The organism is Limnohabitans sp. 15K (assembly GCF_002778285.1).
In the GTDB taxonomy this organism is placed as follows: domain Bacteria; phylum Pseudomonadota; class Gammaproteobacteria; order Burkholderiales; family Burkholderiaceae_C; genus Limnohabitans_A.
Genome location: NZ_NESM01000001.1, coordinates 1,201,006 through 1,220,648 on the forward strand (window position 1 = coordinate 1,201,006; position 19,643 = coordinate 1,220,648).

The window sequence follows — 19,643 nt, forward strand, 5'->3', positions numbered from 1 at the left end:
TTGGGTGTGACAGGCCTCAAGCCTCGGTATTCAGGGGCGGCAAGGCAGCAGGCGCAGCCTGCAGAAGGCGGCGTGTGTAGTCTTGTTGCGGATTGGCATAAAGCTCGGCCGTCAGGCCTTCTTCAACAATGTGGCCCTGGTGCATGACCACCACGCGGTCGCACAACTGGGCGGCCACGCGCAAGTCGTGCGTGATGAAAAGCAAGCCCAGACCCAGACGGCCCTGGATTTCGCGCAGCAGGTTCAAAATTTGCGCCTGCACGCTCACATCCAGCGCGCTGACAGCTTCGTCGGCCACCAGGACTTGGGGGCGGCACGCCAGCGCACGGGCGATGGCCAAGCGCTGTCTTTGTCCACCACTGAACTGGCTGGGATAACGCTTGAGCGCCTCCACCGGCAAACGCACCTGCGTCATCAATTCGGCCGCCAAGGCTTCGGCCTCCGCGCGGGATTGGCCAAAGTTCATGGCCCCTTCGACCATGGACTGGCCCACCGTGCGGCGGGGGTTGAGCGAACGGTTCGGATCTTGAAACACCACCTGCACCTGGCTGCGCAAAGGCCGTAAACGGCTTTCCGCCAAGGTGGCGACTTCTTGGTCACCCCAATGGATGCGGCCCTCAGTCGGGTCGATCAGGCGAATCAAGCAACGGGCAAAAGTGGACTTGCCTGAACCCGACTCACCCACAATGCCCACGGTCTCACCTGCGTGCACCGCCACTTGGGCATTTTGCAGCGCAGCGGTGGCGCGGTTGCGACCCATCCAGTCACGGCTGGCATAGGTTTTTCCGACACCCTGACCCGACAGCAAGGCCGGGCCACTGAAAGCGGGTTTGGCAGCAGGCGGTGTCATGCCAGGAACGGCCTCGAGCAACTGGCGCGTGTAACTGGCCTTGGGTCGGCGCAGCACCTGCTCGCAAGGGCCTGCCTCGACCGCTTCGCCTTGGTTCATGACCAGCACCTGGTCGGCGATCTCGGCCACCACGCCCATGTCGTGGGTGATGAAGAGCACCGCACTGCCCTGCTCGCGCTGCAGGTCGGCGATTAAACGCAAAATTTCTTTTTGGGTGGTCACGTCGAGCGCGGTGGTCGGCTCGTCGCAAATCAAGAGCGCAGGCTTCAAGATCACCGCCATCGCGATCACGATGCGCTGACGCTGGCCGCCACTGAGTTGGTGCGGATAGCTGCGCAGCATGCGCGCCGGGTCGGGCAGCTTGACCCGCTCAAACACACGCAGGATTTCGGCACGGCGCTGCTCGGCAGGCCAATCGGTGTGGGTGGACAGCAATTCGTCGACTTGGTCGCCGCAGCTCATGACCGGGTTCAGGGCTGTCATGGGCTCCTGAAACACCATGCCCATGGCCTTGCCGCGCAATTGGCGCAGCCGCAGCGCAGAGGCATTCAGCAAGGATTCGCCTTGCAGAACAACATCGCCCGCCACGGGCTGCAGCTCTTTGGGCAGCAGGCCCATCACGGTGGTGGCCATGACGGACTTGCCCGAGCCAGACTCGCCCACCACACACAAGGTCTGGCCCGGCAGGATGTCGAGCGACACCTCGGTGATGGCATGTGCCCGGTCACCGCCCGCGGGCAAGGCGACCGAGAGGCCGCGAATGGAAAGAACGGCTTGAGAAGCGGTCTGAGTCATGCGCCGCTCCGCTTTGCGAATTTGGGGTCCAGCACATCGCGCAGGCCGTCACCCAAGAGGTTGATGGCCAGCACCGTGGGCACCAAAAACAGCGCGGGGAACAGCACATTGCCGGGGTACTGGGTGAACTGCACCCGGCCCTCGGCCATGATGTTGCCCCAAGTCGGGATGTCGGCGGGCAAGCCCAACCCCAAAAAACTCAGAATCGCTTCGGTCAGCACCGCACTGGCCGCGATGAAGGTGCCTTGCACAATCAGCGGCGCCATCGCGTTGGGCAGGATGTGGCGAAACAAAATGACCGGTGTGGGCGTGGCCAAGGCTCGGGCTGCCTCGACAAAAGGCTCCTCGCGCAAGCTCAGCACCAGCGCACGCACCAGGCGCGTGACACGCGGAATTTCCGGAATGGCGATGGCCACCACCACGGTCCAGATCTGGGCACCCAAGGCCGCCACCAGCGCAATGGCCAGCAAGATGGCGGGGATGGCCATGAGACCGTCCATGAAACGCATCAGCACCGCGTCCATCAGGCGAAAGTAACCGGCCAGCATGCCCAACAAGCCGCCCACGGCCAAGGCCACGGTGGCAGTGAACAAACCCACCAGCAAAGACACGCGGGTGCCAAACAGCACGCGGCTGTAGATGTCACGGCCAAAATTGTCACTGCCCATCCAAAAGGTGTGGGCCACGCTGGTGCCATCCAGCAAGCCGAACTGACCGACCACACCTGCGGCGGTGTTGATGTTGGCCGAGTCCATGGCGGCCGGGTCGACCGTGCCCAACCAAGGGGCCACCAAGGCGATCAGGATCAAGAGGCCCAGCACACCCAAGCCCAAACGGACGGTGGTGTGCGCGAGAAGTTTTCGGAAGATGGCGTTCATCAGTAACGGATCCGGGGATCGAGCCAGAGGTAGCTCAAATCCACCAACAAATTGATCAACACATACAGCACGCTGAAAAACAGCACCACGCCCTGGATGACCGGGAAGTCGCGGTTGAGCACCGCGTCCACCGTGAGCGAGCCGAGGCCCGGAATGGCATAGACCGTCTCGGTCACCACCACGCCGCCGATCAAGAGCGCAATGCCAATGCCGATCACCGTGACGATGGGCACCGCCGCATTGGCGAGCGCGTGGCGCAGCAAGACCGCTTGCTCGGTCACGCCTTTGGCGCGGGCGGTGCGGATGTAGTCTTCGGTCAGGGCTTCGGACACGCTCGCCCGCGTGACCCGCGCAATGAGCGCCACATAAATGGTGGCCAGCGACAACCAAGGCAGCACCAGCTGATAAGCCCAGGCCCCCACCCCTTGCGAGAACTCACCAAACAATCGGCGGTAACCCTGCACAGGCAACCACTGCAGCTGAATGGCAAAGATGTAGATCAGCACATAGCCGATCACAAACACCGGCACCGAGAACCCGGCCACCGCAAAGCCGGACAAGATGCGGTCCAGCCAGCCCCCCATGCGCCAGGCGGCCAGCGTGCCCAAAGGCACCGCCACCAGCACCGCCAGCACCATGGTGCCCGCCGCCAGAGACAGCGTGGGCTCGATGCGCTGGGCGATCAGCTCGGTGACCGGTTTGCCCAGGTAAAAGGAATAGCCCAAGTCACCCTGCAGCACACCCATCAACCAGATGCCAAATTGCGTGAACAAAGGCTTGGTCAGGCCCAATTGCTCGCGGATGCGGTCGATGTCTTCGTTGGTGGCGTTGTTGCCCGCGATCACGGCGGCCGGGTCCCCCGGCGTGAGCCGAAGGATCAGGAACACGATGACCGCCACCGTGAACAACACAGGGATCAGCGCCAGCAGGCGCTGCAGCAAGAATCTCAGCATAAAACTTCAGCTGCTCTTGGGTTTAAAAAGAAGTTCAGTTCTTTTTGATGTTCCAGTAAACCTGTGCGCCGCCAGGCACCAGACCCGAGATGTTTTTGCGCAAGGCAGCGGGGTTGAAGTACTGGCCCAGCGGAACGTGTGTTGCGGTTTCCATGGCGCGCAGCTGAATTTGTTCAGCGATCTGCTTCTTCTGCGCATCAGTGGTGGCCTGGGCAAACTTGACCTTCAGGTCTTCGATTTGCTTGTCGTCTTGCCAGCCGAACCAGCCCTTGTCACCCGCGGCGTTCATCATGGCCATGGTCAGCGGGTTCAGGATGTCTCCCGCTGTCCAGGCGGTCATGAAGGCGTTCCAGCCGCCTTGTGCTGGGGCGTCTTTCTTGGCGCGGCGAGCCACCAAGGTGGCCCAGTCCATTTGCTGCATGTCGACCTTGAAGCCCGCGGCTTCCAGTTGCTGCTTGGCCACCAGGGGCAGTTTGGCGATCGCGGCCAGGTCGGTCGGACGCATCAGCACCACAGGCGTGCCGTCGTAGCCCGCTTCTTTCAGCATGTCAGCCGCCTTTTTGGGGTCGGCCATGCCTGTGTAAATGCCGGTCTTGTCGCTGGCCAAGGGCGTGCCGCAGGGGTACATGCTCTTGCAGAAGGTGAACATGCCGGGTGCGCCGACCTGCGTTTTGAGGTGCGCTTCTTGTCCCAGTGCCACCATGGCGGCCTGGCGGATCTTCACGTTGTTGAACGGGGCATGCAGGTGGTTGAAGCGCAGGATGAACTGCAAGCCTGCAGGCTGGGCGTCCACCAGTTGGACGTCTTTTTGGGCCTTGAGCGAAGCATATTGCTCGAACGTGGGCTGCTCGACGATGTCGACTTCACCAGCCACCAACGCATTGAACTGGGTTTGCGGGTCGCGGATGATGACCCACTCCACGCGGTCCAGATGCACATTTTTGCCACCGGCGGTGCCATCAGGGGCTTCGCTGCGGGGTTTGTATTTGTCGTTCTTCACGTAAACCAGACGCTCGCCGGGTTTGTATTCGCCAGGCACGAACTTGTAAGGGCCCGAACCAATGTGTTCCTTGATCTGCTCGCTGCCAGGCGTGGCAGCAATGCGTGCAGGCATGATGAACAGCACGTTCGAAGAGGGCTTGCCCAGCGCTTCGAGCATCACACCAAAGGGCTTGTTGAGCTTGATCACAAAGGTCTTGGCGTCGGGCGTGGCATAGCTGTCCACGCTCTTGGCCAGCACACCGCCAAAGCTGTCGCGGCTGCTCCAGCGCTTGATGGAGGCCACCACGTCTTCGCTGGTCACGGCTTTGCCATCGTGAAATTCCAAGCCATCACGCAGGGTGAAGGTCCAAGTCAGGTTGTCCTTGCTGACGTTCCATTTGTCCACCATTTGCGGCTTGGGTTTGCCAGCCAGGTCGGTGCCAAACAAGGTGTCGTAAATCATGTACCCGTGGTTGCGCGTGACAAACGCGGTGGACCAGACCGGGTCCAGAATCGTCACGTTGGCGTGCGGCACCACGCGCAGGGTCTTGCCCTGGGCTTGCGCAACAAAGGGGGTCAACAGGGCTGCTGCCAAAGTGGCCACAGCAAAAAGGGAACGACGCTTCATCAGTTACTCCAGTCAAGACGGGGACATTGAACAATGGTCCTGAACATTATAAAGCGAAACATGACCACTGCTTATCAGGACATTACCCAACTCGGTGCACTGGACTTGTCCCGTGCGATACACACCAAGCAAGTCTCATGCCGCGAAGTGATGCTCGCGACATTGGCGCAGGTGGACCGACTCAACCCCCAAAGCAACGCCATCGTCAGCCGCGTGGACAGTGAGATCCTGCTCAACCAGGCCGATGCGCGAGATGCGCAACTGGCCCGGGGTGAGTCGATGGGTTGGCTGCATGGCATACCGCAAGCCGTCAAAGACCTGGCCCATGTTCAGGGTTTGCGCACCACTTTGGGCAGCCCTTTGATGAAAGACTTTGTGGCCAGCGAAGACGGCCTGATGGCGCAGCGCATGAAAGCCGCAGGCGCCATCGTCATTGGCAAGACCAACACCCCCGAATTTGGCCTGGGCTCGCACACCTTCAACGAAGTGTTTGGGGCCACACGCAACGCCTGGAACCCGGACAAAACAGCGGGCGGCAGCAGTGGCGGCGCGGGCGTGGCCCTGGCCCAACGCATGCTGAGCGTGGCCGATGGCTCGGACTTCATGGGCAGCTTGCGCAACCCCGCAGGCTGGAACCATGTGTTCGGCATGCGGCCTTCGCAAGGCCGCGTGCCCATGTGGCCTGTACAAGATGTGTTCATTGCGCAATTGGGCACGGAAGGCCCCATGGGACGCCATATGCGCGATGTGGCCATGCTGTTGTCAACACAAGCCGGTGCGCACCCGTGCAGCCCCACGAGCCTGAGCGAGGACCCGGCCGTGTTTGCGGGGTCGTTGGACAGCAACCCCAAAGGCCAGCGCATCGGTTGGCTGGGCGATTTGCAGGGCTACCTGCCCATGGAGGGCGGGATTTTGGAGGTCTGCCAATCGGCCTTGAACAGCTTTTCGGGCATGGGTTGCACCATCGACGAAGCCCAATTGGGCATGCCACCCGAGCAAATTTGGCAAGCATGGTTGGTGTGGCGGCAGGCTTTGATGGGGCCACGCATCGCGCCTTTTTTGATCAACCCCGCCAACCGTGCGCACATCAAAGCCGAAGCTCTGTGGGAATACGACCAATCACTGGGCTTGACCGGCGCTCAATTGATGTCGGCCAGTGCCAGCCGGACGCGCTTTTACCAAAGCATGTTGACCTTGTTTGAGAAATTCGATGTGCTGGCCATTCCTGTGGCCCAAGTTTGGCCGTTTGATGTAAGCCTGCGCTGGCCACAAAACGTGGCAGGCCAAAGCATGGACACTTACCACCGCTGGATGGAGGTGGTGATCTATGCCACCTTGGCAGGCCTGCCTTCGATCAGCGTCCCTGCAGGCTTTGGCGCAAACGGCTTGCCCATGGGTCTGGCCTTGATCGGCAAGCCCCAAGGCGATTGGGCGTTGCTGAAACTGGCCCACGCTTACGAGATGGCGAACCTGGGGATGCTGGCCCAACGACCGCCAGGCGTCTGATCAGCTAAGGATTTTCCCAGCTGGATGGGCTCAGTTTTGCTGCCAAGGCAAGCCACGTACCCGCCAGCCACCCTGAACCCCTCGGTGGGCCTGAGCGTCGGGGTCGCCTTCAAAGCCTTCGAGGATGTTGTAGGCCTGCACACCCAGCTCGGTCGCACGCTGAGCCGCAGCAATCGATCGCACCCCGCTTCGGCACAGCAGGACCAATTTTTTGCCACCCGCACCCAAAGCCTGAATGCCTGCATCAAAGTCAGGGTTCATGGCCATGCTGGGCCACTGTTTCCAAGCAAGCGCATGAGCGCCAGGCACAAACCCCACCCAAGCACGCTCAGCGTCGGTGCGAACGTCCACGATGTCGGCTTCGCCCGATTGCACCCAGGCCCAAGCCTGTTCTGGGGAAATGTCACCTGCGTACCCCGTGGCCGATTGAAGTGCGGGAAGTGTGGTCGGTGTAGAAATGGTCATCAGGCGTTCATCCAAGTGTTGGAAGGGTCATTTTCAGAGGCTTTCGAAATCAAATCATAGCTTTAAGCCTGCGCGTCAAAGTGTCAGTGACAGGACAGGTCGCAACGGCTAAGATGCGGGTTTTGGTTGACGTTTACGTCAACGTCAAAGCGATACATACCGACTGTTACCGGAGCCACCCATGACCGATCTGTCCGCCGAATTCAAAGCCCTGGCCGAATACCGACCCACGAACAAGGTGCGCTTTGTTACCGCTGCCTCTTTGTTTGACGGCCACGATGCGGCCATCAACATCATGCGCCGCATCCTGCAAAGCATGGGTGCCGAAGTCATTCACCTCGGCCACAACCGCTCGGTGGACGAAGTGGTCACCGCAGCCCTGCAAGAAGACGCGCAAGGCATCGCCATCAGCTCTTACCAAGGCGGGCACAACGAATATTTCAGCTACATGGTGGATTTGCTCAAGGCGCGAGGTGGCGAGCACATCCAAGTGTTTGGCGGCGGTGGCGGCGTGATCGTGCCCTCTGAAATACGCACCCTGGCCGACCAAGGCGTGCGCATTTTCAGCCCCGAAGACGGCCAAAAAATGGGCCTGGCCGGGATGATCGGCGAGATGGTCATGCGCTGCGACAAAGACATCAGCCCCTTGGCTCCGAAAGACGTGGCCGCGATTCAGGGTCATGGCGAGATGAACTGGCGCGCCCTGGCGCAGCTGATCACCGCCCTCGAAAACGACAAAGCCGATGCGGCTGTGGTCAAAGCCGTGCGCGAACAGGCTGCCAGCAAGAAAGTACCCGTGCTGGGCATCACCGGCACCGGTGGTGCGGGCAAGTCGTCGCTCACCGACGAGCTGATCCGCCGCCTGCGCCTGGACCAGGGCGATGCGCTGCGAGTGGCCGTGATCTCCATCGATCCCTCCCGCCGCAAGAGTGGTGGTGCGCTGCTGGGCGACCGCATCCGCATGAACGCGATTTCACCTTGGTCGCAAGGCCCGCGTGTGTTCATGCGCTCGCTTGCCACGCGTGACTTTGGCAGCGAAATTTCTGCCGCCCTGCCCGACGTGGTGGCGGCCTGCAAGGTGGCGGGTTTTGACCTGATCGTGGTGGAGACCTCCGGCATTGGCCAGGGCGACGCCGCCATCGTGCCGCATGTGGACGTGCCCATGTATGTGATGACGCCCGAGTTCGGCGCAGCCAGCCAACTCGAAAAAATCGACATGCTGGACTTTGCCGAATTCGTGGCCATCAACAAGTTCGACCGCAAAGGCTCATCGGACGCCTTGCGCGATGTGGCCAAGCAGGTGCAGCGCAATAAGGAAGCCTGGACCGTACCGACCGAGCAGATGCCGGTGTTTGGCACCATGGCGGCGCGCTTCAACGACGACGGCGTGACCGCGCTGTACCAGGCGCTCAAAGTGCGTCTGAGCGATCTGGGCATGACAACCACCGAAGGCCGCCTGCCCGTGGTCAAGGTGCGCCACAGCACCCACCAAAACCCGGTGGTACCCGGGGCCCGCACCCGCTACCTGGCCGAGATCAGCGACACCGTGCGTGGGTACAAAAAACGCGCCGTCGAGCAATCGCGCCTGGCCCGCGAAATCCAACAACTGCGAGCTGCCGCCCGCATGCTCGAAGTGGGCAAAGCCGGCCGCGCCAAAGCGGCTGAAGCCGCCATCGATTTGGCCGTGGCCCGCGAAGAAACTCAGGACCCTCAAGCCAAAAAGCTGCTGGCCCAGTGGCCCGACATGCAAAAAGCCTATGCGGGTGACGAGTACGTGGTCAAAATTCGCGACAAGGAAATCCGCACGGCCCTCACCACCAAAAGCCTCTCAGGCACCACCATCCGCAAGGTGGCGCTGCCCCGATACGAAGACGATGGCGAAGTGCTCAAGTGGCTGATGCTCGACAACGTGCCCGGCAGCTACCCCTACACGGCTGGTACCTTTGCCTTCAAGCGCGAGGGCGAAGACCCGACCCGCATGTTCGCGGGCGAAGGCGATCCCTTCCGCACCAACCGCCGCTTCAAGCTGGTGTCAGAAGGCTTGCCCGCCAAGCGCCTGTCCACCGCGTTCGACTCGGTCACGCTTTACGGCAACGACCCCGACCTGCGTCCGGACATCTACGGCAAGATCGGCAACTCGGGTGTGAACGTGGCCACGCTCGACGACATGAAGGTGCTGTACTCGGGCTTTGACCTGTGCAACCCGACCACCAGCGTGTCGATGACGATCAACGGCCCCGCGCCGTCGATTCTGGCCATGTTCATGAACACGGCCATTGACCAAAATCTCGATAAGTTCAAAGTCGAGAACGGCCGCGAGCCCACAGAAGCCGAATCCGCCAAAATCAAGGCATGGGTCTTGGCCAATGTGCGCGGCACGGTGCAAGCCGACATCCTGAAAGAAGACCAAGGCCAAAACACCTGCATCTTCTCGACCGAGTTTTCGCTCAAAGTCATGGGTGATGTGGCGCAGTATTTTGTGCACCACGACGTGCGCAACTTCTACTCGGTGTCCATCAGCGGTTACCACATTGCCGAAGCCGGGGCCAACCCGATTTCGCAACTGGCCTTCACGCTGAGCAACGGCTTCACTTTTGTGGAAGCGTACTTGGCGCGTGGCATGCACATCGACGACTTCGCGCCCAACTTGAGCTTCTTCTTCAGCAACGGCATGGACCCCGAGTACACCGTCATGGGCCGCGTGGCGCGACGCATCTGGGCGGTGGCGATGAAAGAAAAATACGGTGCGAACGAGCGCAGCCAAAAGCTCAAGTACCACATTCAGACCAGTGGCCGTTCGCTGCACGCGCAAGAAATCCAGTTCAACGACATCCGCACCACACTGCAGGCGCTGATCGCGATCTACGACAACTGCAACAGCCTGCACACCAACGCGTTTGACGAAGCGATCACCACGCCCACCGAAGACTCGGTGCGCCGAGCCATGGCGATCCAGATGATCATCAACCGCGAGTGGGGCCTGGCCAAGAACGAGAACCCGAGCCAAGGCGCTTTCATCATTGAAGAGCTGACCGAGTTGCTCGAAGAAGCCGTTCTGGCCGAGTTCGAGAAAATCGCCGAGCGCGGTGGCGTTTTGGGAGCGATGGAAACCGGCTACCAGCGCGGCAAGATCCAAGACGAGTCGATGCACTACGAGATGCTCAAGCACACGGGTGAGCTGCCCATCATCGGCGTCAACACCTTCCGCAACCCCAAGGGCGACGAAGTCATGGAAACGCTGGAACTGGCCCGCTCGACCGAGGAAGAAAAGCAGTCGCAACTCAAGCGCCTGAACGACTTCCACGCCCTGCATGCGCAAGAGTCGCCAGCCATGCTCAAGCGCTTGCAACAGGCTGTGATCGACAACGGCAACGTGTTCGAGGTGCTGATGGACGCGGTGCGTGTTTGCTCGCTCGGTCAGATCACCAACGCCTTGTTCGAGGTGGGTGGTCAGTACCGGCGGAATATGTAAAAACCCATGAAAAAGCCCCGAGAGATCGGGGCTTTTTCACGCCAACTTGAGCACCTGAGTGCTCAAGCCAGTCTCAGATCAACCGATCACAGGCAGACCACTGATGTAGCCCACTGCTGCACGCTTGGCCAAAGTCCGCGAACCCGAAGGCACGGATGGGCCATAGTTGGTCAACACGGCTGCTTTCAAGGCGTCCTGGGCAGGCGTCTTGAAGGTCCAATCGGCGGCATGCTGGAAGCCTGACATGACATAGCTGTAACCGTTGAGGTTGTCCACAGGGTGCAAGCCCGTGCACTCGCCTCCGGCAGGAACCGACAAGACTCGGCTCAAGGTTTTGGTGTCGACGTTGTACGCCCAAACATAGTTGTTCAAGTGGTAGCCGGAGTCTTCACCAATGAACAGGTTGCGCATGGACTCTGAGAACTTGACGTTGTCAGGGCATGAGATTTTGTCAATGGCCGACGTGTTGCCATCGGCATCGGCGGCGATGTCTTCGCCCAGCAACTTGCCGACGTAAGGCGCAGCGACATCAGGAACGGCGAACGTCGTCGGCACCCAAGCGCTGTTGATGGCGCCGTTGGCGGTGTCTTTTTGCGCATCGTTGAGGTTGGCGGCGTACACACCGCCGGACAAAATTTTCTTCACATTGACATCACCAACGCCGTCTTGCATGGTCTTCTCGATGCGAGACATGGCGAAATAAGCGACTTTGTCTTTCGCATTGAGGGTCACGCCCTCCAGCTTGGTGAACTCCATGCTGGCGCCCACGATGCCTGCGTAGCGGTGCGTCTCCAGGAAGGCAGCCGCTTTTTCCATGCCGGCTTGAACCTTGGTGAACTCGGCAACGCCGTCCAAGCTGACGGCGCTGTAGCCCGTTGTCGCGACGGTCTTCACATCAATGATGTTTTCAGCCTTCAAACCGTTGGGGTTGGTCCAAACGCTCTTGGCGAGTGCTTCGATTTCTTTGCTGTTGGCGCTGCCCAACTTGATCCACTTCACAGTGAAGACACCACCGTCGGCAGACTGCGCAGCAGATGTTTGCGTGACTTTGGCGGCGTAAAGCGTACCGGCGGACAAGTCATTGGCCACATCGGCCACAAACATGAACAAACCACCCCCCACGTAGTCATCACCCATCAACACCGTACGGTTGTCAGGCATGATTTGAACCAATTCGCGAGAAATGCGGCCCAGGCAGAAGTGCTTGCGCACAGCTGCCGTGCCGTCTGCATTCACAGTCACTTCAGGAACGTGACCGTAGAGGTAGGGGTTCGCAGCGGTTTCGCTGCCAAATGCGTTGCGGCTGAACGCCTTGAACAAGCCACCAGCGTCACCGGTTTTTGTCACAGACCAAGCATCGGGCTCGTACTCCTCGCTCGAGAGGTGGGTATTCCATGGGGAAATACTGCCGCCGCAAGGGATCCAGATGCCGTAAACGCTCTCCGTGGGCACGTTGTAATACTGCTTGGCCACGAGTTCACCCGTGGTTTTGTTTTGATCCAGTGCCACGACAGCAATCGGCCCAGGCAAAGCACCATACATGCTGGCACCGGCGTTGTTGCTGGTTTTGTACTCAAACTGGGTCACAACAAACAATGCATTACCGGTAATGCCAGGTACGGTCGATGCAGGCAAGCTCAGCAATGAAGTTCCATCGACAGAGTCCGAATAAAACTGCTCTTCTTTACCGGCGACAGATGTGTCCATGATCGGTGTCACGCCATCGGGCTTGAAGTAGCCGCCAGCCAAAATGTCTTTGCCTTTTGGGTCCTTCAAAACATCACCCGTGCGGTAGATGGTTTTGTAGCTCAAAGGGGAGGCCTTGACCACGGAACCGTCGTTGTAAGTGATGTCGATGGTGGCATTGGTGTAGACCATGGCACGGTTGGCATCCGTGGATGGATTGGCCATGCCGTTGAATGTGATTTTGGAAACCTTCACAGCAGAGCTGCCGCCACAAGCGGTCAAGCCGAACATGCTGGTCATGGCCAAGCCAGCGCCGACTTTCAGCGCCGTACGACGGCTCAAAGATGCAGGAACTGCATCTTTGGAAATGACCATCGGATTGAATTGATTGAACTTCATACGGGTACATCCTAAAAAAGTTGGTGGAATAACCACGCAACCTTATTCGGCCTTCGTGAAAATCTCATGACAACCGCATGCGGCCTCAGAAGGCACAATCCATCCATGCAAACGCCAACACCTTTCATCGCACCAGAGGTCTTTGACAACGCCGACGACGCTTTGTCACGGGTTCAAGCCATTTACGAGCAAAGCGTGACACACTTGCGGATGGCCATGCAACGCTATGTGGCCGGTGATGACATGCAAGACCGGGTGCGCGCTTGTTACCCGTATGTGCGGCTTGAAACGGCTACCGGCTGGGAGCCACCGCAAGACGCCGACAACGAGCCCTTGAGTTACGGCTTTGTGGCCAACGCGGGGCAATACACCACCACCCTCACCCGGCCAGATTTGTTTGCGCCCTACCTGCGGGACCAATTTGACTTGCTGATCCGCAACCACAACGTGCGCCTGGAAATAGGCACCAGCAAAGACCCGATGCCGGTGCATTTTTCATTTGCTGAACACGAGCACATGGAGGGCGAAATGAGCGCCGCGCGCCGCGCCCGCATGCGCGATGTGTTTGACCTGCCCGATCTGACGGCGATGGACGACAGCATCGCCAACGGGACTTGGCGAGGCGTTAACGGCCAAGCTGAACCGCTGTCGCTGTTCACGGGGGCACGCACCGACTACTCGCTGCACCGCTTGAGGCATTACACCGGCACCAGCCCGTCGCATTTTCAGAACTACGTGCTGTTCACCAACTACCAGTTTTACATCGACGAGTTCATCGCGCTGGGTCACGCGGAAATGGCCAAAGAGGACAGCGTTTATTCGGCTTTTGTCGAGCCTGGCAATCTGATCACGCGCCGAAAAGGGTTGTCAGCCGAACCCAACGATGCGCTGGGCGCAAGCCCGCCGCGCCTGCCTCAAATGCCCGCTTACCACCTGGTGCGCGAGGGGCACAGTGGGATCACCATGGTGAACATTGGCGTGGGCCCGGCCAATGCCAAAACCATCACCGACCACATCGCTGTGCTGCGCCCGCATGCTTGGCTGATGGTGGGTCACTGCGCGGGGCTGCGCACCACGCAACAGCTGGGCGATTACGTGCTGGCCCACGCCTACGTGCGCGAAGACCATGTGCTGGACGAAGATCTGCCCTTGTGGGTTCCGATTCCGGCACTCGCTGAAATTCAGGTGGCGCTTGAGCATGCCGTGTCCGAGATCACGGGATGCGAAGGCTTGGAGCTCAAACGCCTCATGCGCACCGGCACCGTGGCCAGCACCGACAACCGCAACTGGGAGCTGCTGCCTGACAACACGCCTCAGCGGCGCTTCAGCCAAAGCCGAGCCGTCGCGCTCGACATGGAAAGCGCCACGATTGCCGCCAACGGCTTTCGCTTTCGGGTGCCCTATGGCACGCTGCTGTGCGTGAGCGACAAACCATTGCATGGCGAAATCAAGCTGCCGGGCATGGCCAACCATTTCTACCGCGAGCGGGTCAACCAGCACCTGCAAATCGGCATCCGAGCACTGGAGTTGCTGCGCGCAGCCGGCCCGGCCCAGCTGCACAGCCGCAAATTGCGCAGCTTTGCCGAAGTGGCTTTCCAGTGAACTAAACCCTCCATGACCCTGGTCCTGCTCAACCCCCACGCCCAAGGCGGCCGAGCTGCTCAGCGCGCTCCGGTCCTGAGAGCGTGGCTGGCCGAACATGCGCCGGGGGCACAACTGGCGGCCCCCGAAGCCCTGCAGGACAGCATAGCCCTGCTGCATTCGCGGCCCGAAGGCAGCCGCGTGGTGGTGGTCGGCGGCGATGGCACGCTCAACTGCTGGCTGCCCGCACTGCTGTCGCGTCGGCTCACTGTAGGGCTGGTGCCCATGGGCAGCGGCAACGACAGTGCACGGGCATGGGGCATTTATGGCCTGCCCTGGGAACACGCTCTGACGTTGGCGCTGCAGGGCTCCGCGCAAGGCATCGACACTGGGCTGGCAAGCTGGAGCGATCTGCAAGGCCAGACGCGCGACACCCCTTTTCTGTCAAGCCTGACCGCAGGCTTTGATTCGGCCGTCGGGCTTCGCGCCCTGAATGGCCCAAGCTGGCTGCGCGGTTTGCCGCGTTACCTTTGGGCAACACTGCACGAGCTGATCCACCTGCGCCACTGGGACCTGACGCTGCACAGCGATGGGCACTTGAAACACCAAGGTGCCAGCCTCTTTGCCTCCAGCCTGAACACCCCGACCTTCGGCTCGGGCATGCCCGCTGTGCCACATGCGCAATTGGCCGATGGCCAGCTTGACGCGCTGCTGGCCGGCTCGTTTGGCCGTCTGGGCGCCCTGCTCATGCTGCCCCGGCTGTTGGTCGGCCGACACCTCGGTGACCCGCGCATCGCCTGTTGGCTGTACAGGCAGCTGGACATCGCCTGCGCTCAAGGGGTGCCCTTGGCCGCTGATGGAGAATACTTGGGTGAGGCCAGGCATGTGCGCATCCAGTGCCAAGCCGACAGCTTGCGGGTGGTGCGCCGGTGATGACCGCAGCCTTCAGACCCGATTCACACCCTTTTTGGCGTTCTGTGTCACAGTTCGCCCATTGACTTTGGACCCTGCCCTTTTATGAAACTGCTGTTTGTTGCCGACCCCCTGGAATCGTTCAAGATTTACAAAGACACGACCTTTGCCATGATGCGTGAGGCGCAAAAGCGCGGTCACCAGGTGGTGGCCTGCCAGATGACCGATGTGCGCTGGCAGCAAGGCGAAGCGGTGTCAGCCCATGTGCGCGAGATCCGCCTGACCGGCGATGCCACCCACTGGTTCACCGAAACCAGCACCAGCCGCTCTGCCTTGAAGGACTTTGATGCGGTCATCATGCGCACCGATCCGCCTTTTGACAGCGAATACTTCTACGCCACCCACCTCCTGAGTCAGGCCGAACGGGAAGGCGCCAGGGTCTTCAACAGCCCAGCGGCATTGCGCAACCATCCCGAAAAACTCGCGATCATGGAGTTTCCGCAGTTCATTGCGCCCACGCTGGTCACCCGCAACCAAGCCGACATCCGCGAGTTTCACGCCACACACGGCGCCATCATCTTGAAACCGCTCGATGGCATGGGCGGCACAGGCATTTTCAAGGTGGGTGCCGACGGCCTGAATTTGGGTGTGATCATCGAAACCCTGAACCAAGGCGGCACACAAACCGTGATGGTGCAAAAGTTTTTGCCTGGCATCGCGCAAGGCGACAAACGCGTGCTGCTGATCGGTGGCAAACCGGTGCCGTTTTGTCTGGCGCGTATTCCGCAAGGCGGCGAAGTGCGTGGCAATTTGGCTGCAGGCGGCAAAGGCGTAGCGCAGCCGATTTCCGCTCGAGACCGCGAAATCGCAGAAACATTAGGCCCAATCCTGTTCGCACGCGGTCTCATGCTGGTGGGTCTGGACATCATCGGTGACAGCCTCACTGAGATCAACGTGACGAGCCCCACTTGCTTTCAGGAGATCACCGACCAAATGGGCTGCGATGTGGCGGCGCTGTTCATGGATGCGGTCGAGGCCGCCTTGAAATCATGAAGTCACTTCGCTTTTGAACCGCTCGATGCGGTCGGTCAGAACAGCTTTTCGGGTGTGAAGCGCACACCCATGGACAACCAACGGTTCTTTGAACCCGCCCCCCATTGGGCCCCTCGGGTTGCATCCACCTGCAAAACCCCTGGGATCACGCCAAAACGCAGACCGCTTTGCCAAAAAGGTTTTTGTCGGTCATCGCCAAAGGTTTCTGCAATCAACAACCAGCGACCGGTGGCCTGGTATTCCATCCCCATCCCCCAGTTGAATTGGTCGTTCCGCGATGACTTGTCACGAGACCAACCCAAGTTGGTGTGACTCACCAAACGGTCGTCCATGAAGGACACCGAGAGCGGCACATAAACAAAGGTGTTGCCCAGGTTGTTAGGCCCCACATTGGCCGAAGGGTGGCGAAATTGCCCAAGAGCCACGCCGCCGCCCCAACCATTGGGCGTCATGCGTTTCCACAAGGTTTTGGCTTGAATGACTTGATCCTGGCTTGCGCCCTGCTGTGGGTCTTTGAAACTCCCCCCGCCCAGCGTGACTTCCAGATTGCCCGTTGGATTGCAGGCGGGCAAGGCCCAGTTTTCTGTTCGATCGGCGTAGCGTCGCGTCCAGCTTTCAACCTGGCAAGAACCCTCGGTGGTCAAACGTGCATCGTCGGTCATGAATGGACGAGCCGCTTGGCTGCTGCCATGCCAGCAAGTCATCAAGGCCACCAGCGGTAAAAGCATTTTGATAGTCATACGAATAAATTATAGGTTTGTCAGTGACGCCCAGATGACGGTTTCAAGGCTTTAGCAGATCGCCGTCTTGGAAGGTGTAAACCCTTCCAGCATCCAAAGCGACCCAGGCTTCGTCGGTGGTCAGGGGCTGCGTCACCACCACCGCCACGCGATCAGACTCGCGCGTGTGATCGGCAAAATTCACGCTCAAGTCCTCATCACTCAATGTGGCTTGCGTGAACGGGTGTCTGCGCAGCACGTAATGCAGGTTCGTGCTGGCGTGCGCCCACAGGGCTTGTCCATTCGACAACAAAAAATTAAAGGTGCCGTGCTGGGCAATTTGGGGCACCAGCTCCCGCAAAGTCAGCGACAACTCCTGCACAGTAGGCACGCTGGCATGTGACTTGGCCAGCTCTTGCATGAGCCAGCAAAAGGCCCGTTCGCTGTCGGTCTGCCCCACAGGCCTGAAACTGCCGTGCAGCCGTGGTGCGTAGTCCAGCAAGTTGCCGTTGTGCGCAAACACCCAGTAGCGGCCCCACAACTCACGCACAAACGGGTGGCAATTTTCCAGACTCACCTCCCCCTGCGTGGCCTTGCGAATGTGGGCAATGACGTTCTGGCTTTTGATCGGGTAACGGCGGATCAGATCGGCGATGGGCGAAGTGCTGGCGCTTTGGTGGTCCACAAAATGGCGAACGCCCTGCCCCTCAAAAAAGGCGATGCCCCAGCCATCGCCGTGGTGGTCGGTGATACCACCGCGTTGCGCAAAGCCGCTGAAGCTGAAAGTCACATCGGTGGGGGTGTTGCAATTCATGCCGAGCAGTTGGCACATGGTTCAGTCTTTCTTGGCAATCGTTTGGGCTTCACCCATTTTCCATGCAGCCAACAGGGCCAGCGCGGTGGTCGTAGCCAGAAATACAAAGGTTTCGTTGAAGGCCCGCAAATCGGCGTCGCCCGAACTGCTTGAAGCCAAGGCATACACCGCCAAACGCCACTCGAGCACGATGGCGCAAATGCTCACGCCCGCCGCACCACCCAGCATGCGCACAAAACCGATCACGCTCGACGCTTGAGGGATCAGGTCTTTGGGCAAGCCCCGCATCGCGCCCAGGTTGAGCGACGGCAAGATGAAGCCCAAGCCAATGCGCCCGAGGATCACCAAAATCCAGAGCAGCGCCAAACCCGCTGCTGGGTGGACCAAGGGCATGAGCGCAAACGACAGCGCCAGCAAAGCCAAGCCCCAGCTCACCCAATGGGCGGGCGGCATGCGGTGCGACAAACGCCCCACGGCTGCGATGGTCACGGCCAGCAAAATACCCGCAGGCAACAAGGCCGCGCCAATGTAGGAGGGTGACAGCCTCAAGCCCATTTGCATGTAAACCGGCAGCAAATAGGTCGAGCCAAACAGCGCGATACCGTAGGTGAAAGACACCAACGCCCCCATGGCGAAATGGCGGTGGCCAAACACCTGCAGGTTCATGAGCGGGCCTCTCCTCGCTTGGTGGACTTGGCCTGTTCGGCCAGAAGATGCGCGTCGCATGCGCCGCCCAGGCTGCAGCAAATGCCGCTGCCAGGCTACAAACAAGGCCATGCCCACGCCCGCCAGTACCAGCAGGGCCACGGCCACCGTGTGGTCATCGCCGCGCAGCTGCACCAGGCCGTTGAGCAGCATCAAGGTCGAGGCGCTGGCCAGCGCCAGCCCAATCCAGTCCAAGCCTGGGCTGTCGGCATCGGCCTGCACGCCGCCCGGAGCCGAGGTGGGCACATAGCGGCGAGACAACCACAGCGCCACCATGGCCAGCGGCACCACCATGAAAAAGATCGAACGCCAGCCGAACACATCGACCAGCACACCGCCAATGCTGGGGCCAATGGCCGGGGCCAGCACCACGCCCATGCCGAACAAACCACTGGCACGGCCCTGCTCCTCAGAGGCAAAAGCGCGCAAGATGATGATGGCCGGAATGGGCTGCACCACGCCGGCAGCCAAACCCTCGGCCACGCGTGCTGCCAAAACCCAAGGGAAATCGTTGGCCAAGCCACCCACCACACCGCCGCCCAGCAGCAGCCACATGCACACCTCGTACACCCGGCGGTAACCGTAGCGCGACAGCAGCCAGGGCGTGGTGAGCATGGACACCGTCATGGCCACCATGAAGCCGGAGGTCACCCACTGCACCCGGCTTTGGCCCAGCGTGAAGTGCGCGCTCATGTCGGGGATGGCCACGTTCATGATGGTGGACGACATCACCGCCGCCATCGAGCCCAGCATGACCGACAGCAGCAGCAACCAGCGATGCCGATCGCCATAACGCGCTTGCAGCGCCTGCAGGCTGTGGGGGCCTTGGGCCAGGCTCACGCGTATTCGCCTTGGTTTTCACCTTGGCTTGTGCCTTGGGATGACTGTTCGGACGCCGCTACGCAGGCCGCGCAAATGCAGGCCTTGTTGCGTGCCGCTTCGGGCACTTGCTTCAGCAAATCGGCGCTGAACTGAACCCGCGTGCACCAGCAGGGCCCGGGGGCCTCAGCGCCAGCTTGGGGCATGGCCATGGCGCAAGCATTGGGCTGCCCGCACAAGGGGCAGTGGCAAGGGTCAATGCTCAGAGGTGCTGTCATGACAGCGGACTCTCAGTTTCAGATGGGGGTAACCGGTCAATCCAGCGCATCGCGCCCTCCTCAAAACACCATTTTCAACCATGCACAGCAAAACGGCTCCCGAGGGAGCCGTTTTTTTAAGTGTCGGACCGTGTCCGGCCCCTGGGCTT

General features: G+C 60.4%; 15 protein-coding genes. 5 read left to right on the plus strand and 10 right to left on the minus strand.

Annotated features, from left to right (window positions below; genetic code table 11):
* Positions 1 to 16: 16 nt before the first annotated feature.
* Genes B9Z40_RS05710 through B9Z40_RS05725 form a run of 4 tightly spaced genes read right to left on the minus strand, consistent with a single transcriptional unit; the run spans position 17 to position 5,085 of the window.
* On the minus strand, positions 17 to 1,645 hold the full coding sequence (locus B9Z40_RS05710; RefSeq protein ID WP_100172283.1) for an ABC transporter ATP-binding protein: 1,629 nt from the start codon (positions 1,643 to 1,645) through the stop codon (positions 17 to 19).
* Positions 1,642 to 2,523 carry an ABC transporter permease gene (locus tag B9Z40_RS05715; RefSeq protein WP_100172284.1) on the minus strand — a complete coding sequence of 294 codons (882 nt, stop codon included), beginning with the start codon at positions 2,521 to 2,523 and terminating at the stop codon, positions 1,642 to 1,644. Before B9Z40_RS05715 ends, B9Z40_RS05710 begins: the two co-directional genes overlap by 4 nt.
* Positions 2,523 to 3,476, minus strand: a complete 954-nt coding sequence (locus B9Z40_RS05720; RefSeq protein WP_100172285.1) for an ABC transporter permease — start codon at positions 3,474 to 3,476, stop codon at positions 2,523 to 2,525. Before B9Z40_RS05720 ends, B9Z40_RS05715 begins: the two co-directional genes overlap by 1 nt.
* Positions 3,477 to 3,510: 34 nt before the next feature.
* Entirely contained in the window at positions 3,511 to 5,085 is a 1,575-nt protein-coding gene (locus B9Z40_RS05725; RefSeq protein WP_100172286.1) for an ABC transporter substrate-binding protein, read from the minus strand.
* A 60-nt stretch (positions 5,086 to 5,145) separates the two neighbouring features.
* On the opposite strand from B9Z40_RS05725, the gene B9Z40_RS05730 reads away from it, so the two are divergent.
* A complete protein-coding gene (locus tag B9Z40_RS05730) occupies positions 5,146 to 6,591 on the plus strand; it encodes an amidase (protein ID WP_100172287.1) in 1,446 nt (481 codons plus the stop codon).
* A gap of 30 nt (positions 6,592 to 6,621) precedes the next feature.
* On the opposite strand, the gene B9Z40_RS05735 is transcribed toward B9Z40_RS05730, so the two are convergent.
* A complete protein-coding gene (locus B9Z40_RS05735) occupies positions 6,622 to 7,056 on the minus strand; it encodes a rhodanese-like domain-containing protein (protein ID WP_100172948.1) in 435 nt (144 codons plus the stop codon).
* 181 nt (positions 7,057 to 7,237) lie between these two features.
* On the opposite strand from B9Z40_RS05735, the gene icmF reads away from it, so the two are divergent.
* Positions 7,238 to 10,528: a fused isobutyryl-CoA mutase/GTPase IcmF gene (icmF, locus tag B9Z40_RS05740; RefSeq protein ID WP_100172288.1), complete on the plus strand. Its 3,291-nt coding sequence runs from the start codon at positions 7,238 to 7,240 to the stop codon at positions 10,526 to 10,528.
* Between the two features lie 78 nt (positions 10,529 to 10,606).
* Here the strand turns inward: icmF and B9Z40_RS05745 are convergent, their stop codons facing one another.
* Positions 10,607 to 12,613, minus strand: coding sequence for a PhoX family phosphatase (locus B9Z40_RS05745; protein WP_100172289.1), 2,007 nt, complete (start codon positions 12,611 to 12,613; stop codon positions 10,607 to 10,609).
* Positions 12,614 to 12,718: 105 nt separating this feature from the next.
* Here B9Z40_RS05745 and B9Z40_RS05750 point away from each other — a divergent pair, with 105 nt between their 5' ends.
* From B9Z40_RS05750 to gshB, 3 genes are all read left to right on the plus strand, one after another.
* Positions 12,719 to 14,215 (plus strand): AMP nucleosidase, encoded by a 1,497-nt coding sequence (locus B9Z40_RS05750; RefSeq protein ID WP_100172290.1) that lies wholly within the window; start codon positions 12,719 to 12,721, stop codon positions 14,213 to 14,215.
* Positions 14,216 to 14,227: 12 nt separating this feature from the next.
* Positions 14,228 to 15,127 carry a diacylglycerol kinase family protein gene (locus B9Z40_RS05755; protein WP_100172291.1) on the plus strand — a complete coding sequence of 300 codons (900 nt, stop codon included), beginning with the start codon at positions 14,228 to 14,230 and terminating at the stop codon, positions 15,125 to 15,127.
* An 84-nt stretch (positions 15,128 to 15,211) separates the two neighbouring features.
* A complete protein-coding gene (gene gshB / locus B9Z40_RS05760) occupies positions 15,212 to 16,159 on the plus strand; it encodes a glutathione synthase (RefSeq protein ID WP_100172292.1) in 948 nt (315 codons plus the stop codon).
* Positions 16,160 to 16,194: 35 nt separating this feature from the next.
* Here the strand turns inward: gshB and B9Z40_RS05765 are convergent, their stop codons facing one another.
* From B9Z40_RS05765 to B9Z40_RS05780, 4 genes are read right to left on the minus strand one after another with little or no spacing between them, the layout of a single operon-like run.
* On the minus strand, positions 16,195 to 16,899 hold the full coding sequence (locus tag B9Z40_RS05765; protein ID WP_199172497.1) for a hypothetical protein: 705 nt from the start codon (positions 16,897 to 16,899) through the stop codon (positions 16,195 to 16,197).
* 43 nt (positions 16,900 to 16,942) lie between these two features.
* Complete coding sequence (locus B9Z40_RS05770; RefSeq protein ID WP_100172293.1) at positions 16,943 to 17,710, minus strand: class II glutamine amidotransferase; 768 nt, start codon at positions 17,708 to 17,710, stop codon at positions 16,943 to 16,945.
* 3 nt (positions 17,711 to 17,713) lie between these two features.
* Positions 17,714 to 19,237: an MFS transporter gene (locus B9Z40_RS05775; RefSeq protein ID WP_233204799.1), complete on the minus strand. Its 1,524-nt coding sequence runs from the start codon at positions 19,235 to 19,237 to the stop codon at positions 17,714 to 17,716.
* Positions 19,234 to 19,494: a cysteine-rich CWC family protein gene (locus tag B9Z40_RS05780; RefSeq protein ID WP_100172294.1), complete on the minus strand. Its 261-nt coding sequence runs from the start codon at positions 19,492 to 19,494 to the stop codon at positions 19,234 to 19,236. Before B9Z40_RS05780 ends, B9Z40_RS05775 begins: the two co-directional genes overlap by 4 nt.
* Between the last annotated feature and the right edge of the window lie 149 nt (positions 19,495 to 19,643).